Below are 11,985 nucleotides of genomic sequence, written 5' to 3'. Positions count from 1 at the left end.
GTCAAAACAGGACCGAAGTGGAATCGCTGGCTGGCCGCGATTTCGAAAAGAGAGCGGATCGACGGCATTGCTGAACAGTTTCCTGCTCCTTGCCGAAGCGATTGTCTACTTCAGCGTCATGGTGACGCTTTTCCGCTTCCGCAAGCGCATCGGCCTGGGCGTCTTCATCTGCGCACTCGGCGTCATGCATTTCCTGGAAACCTATCTCGCCAGCGTCTTCTACGTCGCGCTGCCGTTTGGCATGGTGTCGCCGGGCTCGGCGGTGCTGTTTTCGGGCAAGCTAGTGATGCTCCTTCTGCTCTACATGAAGGAGGATGCCGCCACCGTGCGCCAGCCGATCTATGGCCTGCTGCTCGGCAATGCGCTGATGATCGGTCTGGTTCTGCTCCTGCGCCTGCACGCCATCGCTCCGCTTCCCGATGGCCGGCTCCCCGATATCGGCTTCATCGACGAGATGGGCTGGCTGATGGTTTGGGGCACGACGCTGCTGTTCGTCGATGCCATCCTGATCATCCTTCTCTATGAGAAACTTGGACGCGTCCTGCGCAAGGCGCGGTTCGCACGCATCCTGATTTGCGTCGCCTGCGTGCTGACTTTCGATCAGGCGGGGTTCTTCACCGCGCTGCATTTCGTTGCCGGCGCGCCGATCGCGGTCTTCTTCGGCGGCTGGTTCGCCAAGATGGCGGCAGCACTGACCTTCAGCGCCATGCTGGTCGCCTATCTCAAATGGTTCGAGGTCCGGGATGTCCAGATGCCGCGTGGGCTGACCGACATCTTCGAGACCTTGACCTATCGCGAACGCTACGAGGCGCTGGTCGAACATGTCGGCCGCGATGGCCTGACCGGACTGCTGCACAGGGGACGCTTCGATGCCGATGGCGAGGCCGCCGTCCAGTCCAGCCTGCGCACGGCGAGGCCGCTCAGCCTGCTCATCGTCGACGTCGACCACTTCAAGTCGATCAACGATCGTTTCGGCCATGCCGAAGGCGACAAGGTGCTGAAGGCGGTCGCAACCGTACTTTGCGAGGCGGCAGGCGTCGAGGACCAGGTGTTCCGGATCGGCGGCGAGGAATTCGCGATCCTGAGTTCGCGTCCGCATTCCGTCGCCAGGCTCTTCGGCGAAAGCGTCCGCACCGCGCTCAAGGCATCGGCCGCCACCAGCCGGTTCGATTTGACCGTCAGCGCCGGCGTTTCCACCGTCAGCGAAACGACGCAGTGCCTGGCCGACCTGTTCGCGCTCGCCGACCAACGCCTTTACAAGGCGAAATCGACCGGACGCGACCGCGTCGTCGGCGAACCCGGCGGGCATGAAGCCGACGCCGATATCGCCTGGACCAGGTCCGCGCAGATCTAGCCAAAGTCAGTCCAGACCCAACCTTGTCGCTACGATTTCCCCTGCCGTGCCGGCGCGCTGCTCGTCATGCCACTCATGCAACCCCCGCTGAATGAACACCGCCATGCCAACATAACAGCAGGCACGGCAAGCGAAAGCCCGGCTGGCTGCCTAAATCCGTGCCCGTGCGTTACTGGAACCCGATCGCGTCGACCGTGCCGGTCGGGCAACCGGCCTTGTTGGTCGGCACGGAGGCCAGCAGCAGATCCTTGAGCGAGCTGTTCGGACCGATCGGGCCGGCAAGGCCAAGCGTCAGTTCGCCGATCAGCCGCCGGCCGCTCGACGGATCGATAAGGCAGGACACACGCACCCGGTCCCCTGCTCCCGCGCCGAAGGACTGGTCGAAGGCGCTGCGGATCTGGTCCGCGGTCAGCTTGCCGCCGATATTTTTGGCGAAGAGGTCGCGCACGGGCGAGCTGTTGACCTCACGCATCAAATGAAGGGCGTCGGAAAAATACTCCTGCTGGCTTTTGCCATAGCAGGTGCCGTGCTTGATCCATTCATGCCGTTCCAGCTTCGAGGCGGTGCCCGGCATCACCTTGTCGAGCTCGGCGCGGGTCTCGGCATCGAGGTTGACCGGTGGCAGGTCCTGCCAGTGAGCCGGATTGTCATTGGCCTTGTCGCTGGCCGAAGCCTGGCAATAGAAATTGCCGTTCGGCTGCGGCCACAGGCCGTGCAGCGTGAAATTGGTGGCGTCGAATTCGCCAGGGCTTTGCGCCTTGCATTCGGTCTTGTTCGACTTGGTCTCGCAGAAGGCCGGCTGCCAGCTCAGCGCGAAAACATATTCGGGTTTTCCCGAGGCCGCCGGCTTGCCTTGCCCGCCCGGTGCCGCCGGCGCGGTCACCGCACTGCTGCCCGACAGATGGCCGCAGCTGACCTTCACCCAACGGCGCTCGGGATCGGCGCCCGGCACCAGGATGAGGTAGTGGGTCGGAGCGTCCTTGTTGCCGGCCAGCAATTGATAGGTCTTGCCCGCATCGGTCGAGACATTGCCGGGGTTCTTGGCGTTCTTGATCGCCTGCGTCGCGGGACAGGCAGCGTCGGCCACGAAGGTGCCGCTCATCTTGACGTCGGCATGCGCCGCGCCTGCCAGCGACCCCGCCAGCAAGGCCAATCCGAAAACAACAGCAATACGCATGGAGATTCCCCTGCTGGAAAGTGGGCGACAGACTGAAACTGTCTCCATGTCAGAATTGCGATATTTTGCGGGCTCGTGGCAAGAAAGATCGTCGCGGAAAAGCCGGCAGGCCCGATTGACGCAAATCAGGCGCCGGCGCACACGTTGGACATTGCAAGGGCGGAACCAGGGGGAGGCCAGCCGGCATGCCATTCAGCCAGCAGCGCGTGGTCCGCTCGCCGACCGGCGCCGACCTCAATCTGTTCGTCCGGCAGGCCGACAGCTCTCCGCGTGCGGTGGTCCAGATCAATCATGGCCTGGCCGAGCATGCCGGGCGCTACGACCGCTTCGCCGGTTTCCTGTCCGCTCGGGGTTTCCATGTCTATGTCCATGATCACCGTGGCCATGGGACGACCAGGGCGCCCGACGCGCCGCTCGGCAGATTCGCCGACAAGGACGGCCCGGCCAAGGTGATCGCCGATGTCGACGCCATCCGCGATCTTATCGCCCGCGAGCAGCCTGACCTGCCGGTGATCCTTTTCGGCCACTCGATGGGCGCGTCCGTGGCGCTGAACTACTTGTTACGGCACTCGAATCGGATCCATGCCGCAGCCATCTGGAACGGCAATTTCTCGCAAGGCTTGCTCGGCCAGGTGGCGCTCGGCATCCTGGCCTGGGAACGGATGCGGCTGGGCTCCGATGTCCCGTCGCGCCTGCTGCCGAAACTCACCTTCCAGGCCTGGGGCAAGGCGGTCCCCGACCATCGCACCTTGTTCGACTGGCTTTCGCGCGACGAGGCGGAGGTCGCGAAATACATCGCCGATCCGCTCTGCGGCTGGGATGCCTCCATATCGATGTGGCGCGATGTGGTCGCGATGGCGCTGAACGGTGGCAAGGATGCAGGCTTTGCCGGCATCCGGCGCGACCTTCCCGTCGCCATCGTTGGCGGCGAGAAAGACCCTGCCTCGGACTACGGCAAGGGCATCACCCATCTCGCGAACCGCATGCACAAGATGGGCTTTTCTAATCTGGTTTCGAAGGTTTACGCCGACACCCGCCACGAGAGCCTGAACGAGGTGAACCGGGACATCGTCATGGACGATTTCGCCAACTGGGCGGACGCTGTCCTGAAAGCCTGACGGTTTGGCCCATCGCAAGAACCGTGACAGCCGCCGCCGGGCTTGATAGAGGCTCTGCTTTCGCAGCGATCAGGATGATTGCAGCAACCACGGTGATTTATGGCCGAACCCCCGCTGAAAGGCGTCCGCGTCGTCGAACTCGCCCGCATTCTTGCCGGGCCCTGGGCCGGGCAGTTGCTTGCCGATCTCGGCGCCGATGTCATCAAGGTCGAGAGCCCGGACGGCGGCGACGACACCCGCAAATGGGGTCCGCCCTTCGTCATGAGCCACGACGGCGAGAACCTGTCGGCCGCCTATTACCATTCCTGCAATCGCGGCAAGCGCTCCATCGCCATCGACTTCTCGACGCCCAAAGGCGCCGAGACGGTGCGCCGGCTGGTCGCGACGGCGGATGTGCTGATCGAGAACTTCAAGCTCGGCGGCCTGAAGAAATACGGGCTCGACCATGGCAGCCTGAAGGAAATCAACCCTCGCCTCGTCTACTGCTCGATCACCGGTTTCGGTCAGGATGGGCCTTATGCGCCTCGCGCGGGCTACGATTTCATTATCCAGGCCATGGCCGGCATGATGTCGATTACCGGCGAGCCCGGCCGCGAGCCGCAGAAAGCCGGCGTCGCCATCTCGGATATCTTCACCGGCCTCTATTCGGTCATCGCCATCCAGGCAGCACTTCGCCATGCCGAACAGACCGGCGAAGGCCAGCACATCGACATGGCGCTGTTCGACACCCAGATCTCGGCGCTCGGCAACCAGAACCTCAATTATCTCGTTTCCGGCAAGTCGCCGGTGCAGATGGGCAATGCCCATATGAACATTGCCCCCTACGAAGTGCTTCCGGTCAGGGACGGCCACATCATCCTGGCTGTCGGCAATGACGGCCAGTTCGCCAAATTCTGCGCCGCGGTCGGGCTGGGCGATTTGCCGGCCAATCCCGATTTCACCACCAATCCGGCCCGCGTCGCCAATCGCGTGGAACTTCGCGCACGCATCATCGAGGCGCTGAAGATTTTTGATCGCGATCCGCTGCTGGCGAAGCTCGAAGCCGCCAGCGTGCCGGCAAGCCCGATCAACACGATCGGCCAGATGTTCGACGACCCGCAGACCATTGCGCGCGGCATGCGGCTCGACCTCGACGACGGCCATGGCAACCGACTGCCATCGGTGCGCGCGCCGATGGTGATGTCGGGCACACCGCTTACTTATGAACGCCCCTCGCCGCGCCTTGGCGAGCACACTGACGAAATCCTTGCCGAACTGGAGAAGTCTGGGAAATGAAGACCGGTGGACAACTGATCGTCGACGCCCTCGAAGCCAATGGCACCGACCGTATGTTCTGCGTGCCGGGCGAATCCTACCTTGCGGTGCTTGACGCGCTGCATGATTCCTCGATCCGCACCATCGTCTGCCGCCAGGAAGGCGGTGCTGCCATGATGGCCGACTGCCAGGGCCGGCTGACCGGCAAGCCCGGCATCTGCTTCGTCACCCGCGGACCCGGCGCCACCAACGCTTCGGCCGGCATCCACATCGCCATGCAGGATTCGGTTCCTCTCATCCTGTTCATCGGCCAGGTCGCCAGCCACGCCAAGGAGCGCGAGGCGTTCCAGGAAGTGGACTATGTCAGGTTCTTCGGCGACATCGCCAAATGGGTGGTCGAGATCGACGACGCCTCGCGCATCCCCGAATTCGTCACGCGCGCCTTTGCCGTGGCGACGTCGGGCCGCCCCGGCCCGGTCGTCATATCGCTGCCTGAGGATATGCTGACCAGCGTCGTCGACGCGCCGGAAGCACTTCCGCACACGCCGGTCGAAACCTATCCCGGCGAGGCCGAACTCGACGCACTGGAAATGCTGCTTGCCGGCGCGAAGCGTCCCTTCGTCATTCTTGGCGGCACACGCTGGAACGGGGACGCGGTGGCGCGGATGCATGAGATCGCCGAGGCCTGGTCGCTTCCTGTCGGCTGTTCCTTCCGCCGCCAGATGCTGTTCGACCATCTTCATCCAAACTATGCCGGCGATGTCGGCATCGGCATCAATCCGAAGCTGGCAACGGCTATCAAGCAGGCCGACGTCGTTCTCTTGATCGGCGGGCGCATGGGCGAGATGCCCTCTTCCGACTACACGCTGCTGAAGAGCCCCTATCCCGACCAATCTCTGGTGCATGTCCATGCCGATGCCGGCGAACTCGGCCGCGTCTACCGTCCGACCCTGGCGATCAATGCTTCGCCAGCGGCTTTCGTCGAGGCTTTCACCAAGCGCATGCCGGCCGGAACGCCATCATGGGCGGCCGAAACAGCCAAGCTGCATGCCGCCTATCTCGACTGGTCGACTCCGCCTGAAAACGGTCCCGGCCCGGTCCAGATGGGACCTATCATGAACTACCTGGAAAACGTGCTGCCGGACGATGCCATCCTCACCAATGGCGCCGGAAATTACGCAACCTGGGTACACCGCTTCCATCGCTTCCGCCGCTTCGCCACGCAAGGAGCGCCGACGTCGGGCTCGATGGGCTACGGCACGCCGGCGGCGGTCGCCGCCAAGGCGCTGTATCCGGAGCGCACCGTGGTCGCCTTCGCCGGCGACGGCTGCTTCCTGATGAACGGCCAGGAATTCGCCACCGCCGTGCAGTACGACCTGCCGATCGTCGTCATTCTCGTCAACAACGGTATTTACGGCACCATCCGCATGCACCAGGAACGCGAATATCCCGGCCGCGTCGTCGGCACCGATCTGAAGAACCCTGATTTTGCAGCACTTGCCCGCGCCTATGGCGGCCATGGCGAGACGGTGGAGAAGACAGCTGATTTCGCGCCTGCCTTCGAGCGCGCGCGAACCAGCGGCAAGCCGGCGATCGTCGAGATCAGGCTCGATCCCGAAGCGATCACCCCGACCCGGACGATGACACAGATACGCGACAGGGCTTAAGGACCGGCAGGACAAAGGGCGGGCTGTCCCGCCGGCCTTCAAGCGTTAGCCGCGCTTCCGGCTCTACATCGCCTTTTCGATCTGGCCGCGAATCTCGCCGTCCTTGTTGGCCGCCGTGTGCACATTGACGTAATACTTGCCGGCCTCCAGGTCAGCGGCCTGCGCATCGGTCAGCGTCGCCGACCCCTTGATCGGGCTCTTGAGCTTGCCTTTGAACGGGATCACCGGAGGCGCATTCTCGCCCGCCGCCGCTGGGCCGTGAATGTGCGCCGCTGTCGCCGGGCCGCTGAGGCCGGAATACTTCACGTTCCAGCTGAGCTTCTTCTTGGTGGTGTCGAAGGTGAGAGTGGCCGTCCCCTTGCCCTTCGTGGTGACGGCTGGGCTCTGCTGGCCGCCATCGAGGGTCGCCTTGTATTTTACCATCTCGGCCATGGCCGGTGATGCGAACAGGAAAGCGGTGGAAATGGCGAGCGCCGATAGCGCTGGCAGGAAGGAGTGAGCGCGCATGAAGGACCTCCGATTGACAAAGCGTGCGTCGCGGCTCCCCGACGCGCGCATGCTTCAATGCAACGGCTGGACGGCGCAATGTATCCCCGCACACGGTTTTGTGATTGGAGCGCATGGAAAAGGGGCGGTCGCCCGCCCCTTTGATCGTCAGACCCGGTCTCAGGCGCTGTTGATCGCGCCTGCGAGGCCTACTTGACCGCCTTGTCGGTGATGGCGGTGGTATAGGCGCCTTTCGGCTCCTTGGTGATGATCTTCTGGTCGAGCAGCGCCTTGGCGGTGCGTTCGTAGGTCGCCGGGTCGAGCTTGCCGTCGGCATTGTCGATCAGCTTGGCGACTTCGCTCATCATCCGCTTCTGGTGGTTCTCGTCCTGGCCGCCGCCGTCCATGACGATGCTTGCGGCTTCGTCATTGTTGTCGACCGCGTATTTCCAGCCCTTCATCGAGGCGCGCACGAACCGCACCATCTTGTCCTCGAAGGCCGGATCCTTGAGCTTGTCTTCCGAGGCATAGAGGCCGTCCTCGAGCAGGTCGTTGCCCATGGCCGAGTAGTTGAACACGGTCAGCTGTTCGGGTTTGTAGCCGGCGTCGATCAGCTGCCAGTACTCATTGTAGGTCATGACCGAGATGCAATCGGCCTGCTTCTGGATCAGCGGCTGCACGTCAAAGCTCTGCTTCAGCACGGTGACGCCATCGGGGCCGCCCTCCGTCTTGAGGCCAAGCTTGTTCATCCACGCGTAGAACGGATATTCGTTGCCGAAGAACCAGACGCCGAGCGTATGACCCTTGAAGTCGGCTTCGGTCTTGATCGGGCCGTCCTTCGGGCAGACCAGCTCCATGCCGGCCTTCTTGAACGGCTGGGCGATGTTGACCAGCGGCACGCCCTTCTCGCGCGCGGCGAGCGCGCCGCCCATCCAGTCGACGATGACGTCGGCACCGCCGCCCGCGATCACTTGCTCGGGGGCGATGTCGGGACCGCCTGGCTTGATGTCGACGTCGAGGCCTTCGGCCTCATAAAAACCCTTGGCCTTGGCGACATAGTAGCCGGCAAACTGCGCCTGCGTGACCCATTTAAGCTGCAAGGTCACCTTGTCGGCGGCCATCGCCTGGAACGCGGCCAGCGACATCGCGCCGGCCAGAACTGGAATAATAAGTCTTTTCATTTTTTTACCCTCTGAAGTTAGTGCCCAAACCCACCGCCCCTATCCACCACGGACAGAGGGATGCCAAAACGTGACGGCCCTTTCGACAAGGGCGACCACGCCATAAAAGACCGAACCCGCAAGTGCTGCAACTGCGATTTCGGCCCAGACCATGTCGATGTTCATCCGCCCGACCTCGGTCGAAATGCGGAAGCCCATGCCGACGACGGGCGTGCCGAAGAACTCCGCGACGATGGCGCCAATCAGCGCCAGCGTCGAATTGATCTTCAGCGCGTTGAAGATGAAGGGAGCGGCGGCCGGCAGCCTGAGCTTGACGAGCGTCGGCCAGTAGCCCGACGCATAGGTGCGCATCAGGTCGCGCTCCATATGGCCGGACGCGGCGAGCCCGGCGACCGTATTCACCAGCATCGGGAAGAAGGTCATGATGATGACCACCGCCGCCTTGGATTGCCAGTCGAAGCCGAACCACATGACCATGATCGGCGCCACGCCGATGATCGGCAGCGCCGAGACAATATTGCCGATCGGCAGAAGTCCACGCCGCAGAAACGGTACGCGGTCGGCGAGAACAGCGGTGATGAAGCCAGCGCCGCTGCCCACCACATAACCGAAGAGCACCGCCTTGAAGATGGTTTGCCGGACATCGGCGCCGAGCACCGGCAGCGAGCTGACGATGCGCGCGCCGATGGCGCTCGGCGGCGGCAGCAGGATGAAAGGAATGCCGGCGCCGCGTGTGACGGCTTCCCAGATGATCAGGATCCAGGCGCCGAAGATAGCGGGGATGACCAGACGCAGTGCGGTCCGGACCCATCCTGCCGTCGGCCGCAACCCCGAAAGCACCGCCACACAACGCCAGCCAAGCAGCCAGGCAGCCGCGAGCAGAAGGAAATACGGCGCCAGCGCCGTCCCTTCGAAACCTGAAATGCCCGATATCAGCAGCCAGGCGACGAGATGGGCGCCTATGAAGAGCATCACGGCCTCCGCCAGGGGCGGAATCCTGACCATGGAGATCAGCGCCGCCAGCACGGCCACGCCAAGCATCAAGCCCTTCATTCCGAGATAGGGGTAGCCGATACTGGCCGTCGGATCGGCAAGCGCTGCCGCTTCCGGCTTCGACATGGCGCCGAGCGCAATCGCGATCAGGCACAGCACGATCGCCAGCACGGCCTGCCAGGAAGGTTTCAGCCAGTTCATGCTGGCCTCCCGCCCATGGCGCGGTCGACGACGCGGCCGGCGATGCCAACCACCATCACCAGCAGCGCCGCCACGATGGAGCCGGCGACCAGCGCTGACCAGATGTCGATCGACTGGCTGTAATAGGCGCCCGCCAACAGCTTGGCGCCGATGCCGGCGACCGCGCCGGTCGGCAGTTCGCCGACGATTGCGCCCACCAGGCTTGCCGCCACCGCGACCTTCATCGAGGTGAACAGGAATGGCACCGAGGCTGGCACACGCAGTTTCCAGAAGGTCTGCGCGCGGCTGGCATTGTAGGTGTGCATCAGGTCGAGATGCATGATCTCGGGCGAGCGCAGGCCCTTCACCATGCCGACCGTCACCGGGAAGAACGACAGATAGGTCGAAATCATCGCCTTCGGGATCAGTCCGGTAATGCCGATCGCCGCCAGAACGACGATGATCATCGGCGCCACCGCCAGGATCGGAATCGTCTGCGAGGCGATGATCCATGGCATCAGGCTGCGGTCGAGCGTCGCGACATGGACGATGCCGACGGCGATGACGATGCCGAGTGCGGTGCCGAAGGCGAAGCCGAGCAGCGTCGAGGACAGCGTAACCCAGGCGTTGTAGACGAGACTGCGGTTTGAGGTGATGGGCCGCAGAAAAGTGTTCTCGAAGAAATTCACCGCCACCTGATGCGGCGCCGGCAGCGTCGGCTTGGGCTGCGACAGCGTCTTGCCGATGAGTTCGCCGAACGTGGAGGTTTCGTTGGCACGCCGGTCGAGATCGCGCTGGAACGGCGCGTTGAGGATGACGGCGAAGACGTACCAGAGCACGACCACGCCCAGAAGGATGGAGGTTACGGGGATGATCTTGGAGCGGAAGCTATCCATGGGCGAAGTCTCCTCCTCTCCCCCACGGGGAGAGGGTGGCCGGAGCGAAGCGAAGGCCGACCACCTTCGCCTTCGTCATCCTAGGGCGGAGCAACGCGAAGCGTCGCGCAGACCCTAGGATCCATTCCGTGACGTTGGCCGGGGGGTATAAGCGGTCGAGAGTGTTCGCCTTCGAACGCACAGCGTAAGGTGCATCGGTCTGCACCGCTGCGGAACGTTGAGGTAACGGCATGGATCCTAGGGTCTGCGCCGCGTCGCTTCGCTCCCTGCTCCGCCCTAGGATGACGAAGTCGCGATGGACCGCGCGCTTGTCGCTCCCCTCAATCATCATAACTATGCCCTGCCCTCAACCCATCGCGCACCCGCGCGGCGATCGCCAGAAACTCCGGCGTCTCGCGGATGTCGAGCGGCCGCTCTTTCGGCAGCGTCGATTCGATGATGTCGCTGACCCGGCCCGGGCGCGGCGACATAACGACGATGCGCGTCGACAGGTAGACGGCTTCCGGAATGGAGTGGGTGACGAAGCAGATGGTCTTGTTCGTCCGTCCCCACAGTTGCAGCAATTGCTCGTTGAGGTGGTCGCGCACGATCTCATCCAGCGCGCCGAACGGCTCGTCCATCAGCAACAGGTCGGCATCGAAGGCCAGCGCACGCGCGATCGAGGCGCGCTGCTGCATGCCGCCGGAAAGCTGCCAGGGGTATTTCTTCTCGAAGCCACTGAGGTTGACGAGGTCGAGCGTGCGCTTGATCCGCTCCGCTTGCTCGGTCTTGGACAGGCCCATGATTTCCAGCGGCAGCCCGACATTGCGCTCGATGGTGCGCCAGGGAAACAGGGCGGCGGCCTGGAAGACATAGCCGTAGGCACGCCTCTCGCGCGCCTGTTCCGGCGTCATGCCATTGACCGAGATCGTCCCCGAAGTGGGCTTTTCCAGATCGGCGATGACGCGCAGCAAAGTAGTCTTGCCGCAACCTGAAGGCCCGATGAAGGAGACGAACTCACCCTTGCCGATGGTCAGGTCGACATTGGACAGCGCCTGTACCGGCCCGTCATTGGTCTGGAAGGTGAGGCCCAGTTTGCTTGCCGAAACGACAGCTGGCGAAGGTCCCGTCATCGGTTGCTGCCTGCCTTCCGCCGCACGAAACCGATTGCTTTTATCGTGATGTTGTTTTCCACTCGACCCGTCCCATTGGCCCCAGTCCTGCTGAGTTTGTCCCGCTCGGTCGACGCCCGGAGTTTCCCCGATGTCGCCTAAACCGACTTGTCATCTTATCCGCCCTGAAAGCACTTATGAAGGCAAGCAGGGCCTGACCTATTTCGCCGGCATAGCCACCGAGTCGGTCGGCTCCTCCGGCATCTGCATGCATGTGCTCACCATGCCGCCCGGTGCCCGCGCCAAGGCGCATCTGCACGAGAACCATGAAACGGCGATCTACGTGCTCTCCGGCGAGGTCCATACCTGGTATGGCGACCGGCTGGAGCATCACATCGTCGTCAAGGCCGGCGACCTTTTCTACATTCCCGCAGGCGTGCCACATTTGCCGGCCAATCTGAGCAATGCGCCGTCCTCGGCCGTCATCGCCCGCACCGATCCCAACGAACAGGAAAGCGTCGTCCTGCTGCCGGAACTGGACGCGCTCGTCGCCTGAGGGCGGTATTGGCGGGTTCGCCGGCCGAGGCT

General features: G+C 63.4%; 11 protein-coding genes. 5 read left to right on the top strand and 6 right to left on the bottom strand.

Going from position 1 to position 11,985, the window contains the following annotated elements; translation table 11 throughout:
* Positions 1-67 precede the first annotated feature (67 nt).
* Complete coding sequence (locus tag FJ943_RS25575) at positions 68-1,354, top strand: GGDEF domain-containing protein (RefSeq protein WP_140615580.1); 1,287 nt, start codon at positions 68-70, stop codon at positions 1,352-1,354.
* A gap of 169 nt (positions 1,355-1,523) precedes the next feature.
* Here the strand turns inward: FJ943_RS25575 and FJ943_RS25570 are convergent, their stop codons facing one another.
* Positions 1,524-2,531, bottom strand: coding sequence for a ribonuclease (locus FJ943_RS25570; RefSeq protein ID WP_140726052.1), 1,008 nt, complete (start codon positions 2,529-2,531; stop codon positions 1,524-1,526).
* A gap of 185 nt (positions 2,532-2,716) precedes the next feature.
* Between FJ943_RS25570 and FJ943_RS25565 the strand changes: the two genes are divergently transcribed.
* From FJ943_RS25565 to FJ943_RS25555, 3 genes are all read left to right on the top strand, one after another.
* A complete protein-coding gene (locus FJ943_RS25565; RefSeq protein ID WP_140726049.1) occupies positions 2,717-3,649 on the top strand; it encodes an alpha/beta hydrolase in 933 nt (310 codons plus the stop codon).
* Positions 3,650-3,748: 99 nt separating this feature from the next.
* Positions 3,749-4,924, top strand: a complete 1,176-nt coding sequence (locus FJ943_RS25560; RefSeq protein ID WP_140615574.1) for a CaiB/BaiF CoA-transferase family protein — start codon at positions 3,749-3,751, stop codon at positions 4,922-4,924.
* The gene (locus FJ943_RS25555) at positions 4,921-6,570 is read left to right on the top strand and encodes a thiamine pyrophosphate-binding protein (protein WP_140726046.1); all 1,650 of its coding nucleotides are present in this window, start codon (positions 4,921-4,923) and stop codon (positions 6,568-6,570) included. The genes FJ943_RS25560 and FJ943_RS25555 overlap by 4 nt, the downstream gene beginning before the upstream one ends.
* A gap of 63 nt (positions 6,571-6,633) precedes the next feature.
* Here the strand turns inward: FJ943_RS25555 and FJ943_RS25550 are convergent, their stop codons facing one another.
* From FJ943_RS25550 to FJ943_RS25530, 5 genes are all read right to left on the bottom strand, one after another.
* A complete protein-coding gene (locus FJ943_RS25550; RefSeq protein ID WP_015317166.1) occupies positions 6,634-7,077 on the bottom strand; it encodes a CHRD domain-containing protein in 444 nt (147 codons plus the stop codon).
* A gap of 188 nt (positions 7,078-7,265) precedes the next feature.
* Positions 7,266-8,237, bottom strand: coding sequence for an ABC transporter substrate-binding protein (locus FJ943_RS25545; RefSeq protein ID WP_015317165.1), 972 nt, complete (start codon positions 8,235-8,237; stop codon positions 7,266-7,268).
* Between the two features lie 39 nt (positions 8,238-8,276).
* Positions 8,277-9,431, bottom strand: coding sequence for an ABC transporter permease (locus tag FJ943_RS25540; protein WP_140726043.1), 1,155 nt, complete (start codon positions 9,429-9,431; stop codon positions 8,277-8,279).
* Positions 9,428-10,306 (bottom strand): ABC transporter permease, encoded by an 879-nt coding sequence (locus FJ943_RS25535; RefSeq protein WP_140615568.1) that lies wholly within the window; start codon positions 10,304-10,306, stop codon positions 9,428-9,430. Before FJ943_RS25535 ends, FJ943_RS25540 begins: the two co-directional genes overlap by 4 nt.
* 320 nt (positions 10,307-10,626) lie before the next feature.
* Complete coding sequence (locus tag FJ943_RS25530) at positions 10,627-11,418, bottom strand: ABC transporter ATP-binding protein (protein ID WP_015317161.1); 792 nt, start codon at positions 11,416-11,418, stop codon at positions 10,627-10,629.
* 130 nt (positions 11,419-11,548) lie between these two features.
* Here FJ943_RS25530 and FJ943_RS25525 point away from each other — a divergent pair, with 130 nt between their 5' ends.
* A complete protein-coding gene (locus FJ943_RS25525; RefSeq protein ID WP_015317160.1) occupies positions 11,549-11,953 on the top strand; it encodes a cupin domain-containing protein in 405 nt (134 codons plus the stop codon).
* The last annotated feature ends 32 nt before the right edge of the window (positions 11,954-11,985 follow it).

The sequence above is a fragment of the Mesorhizobium sp. B2-3-10 genome, assembly GCF_006442275.1.
Classification (GTDB): domain Bacteria; phylum Pseudomonadota; class Alphaproteobacteria; order Rhizobiales; family Rhizobiaceae; genus Mesorhizobium; species Mesorhizobium australicum.
Note: the sequence above shows the minus strand (reverse complement) of the source record. Positions and strands in the feature narration are given on the sequence as shown.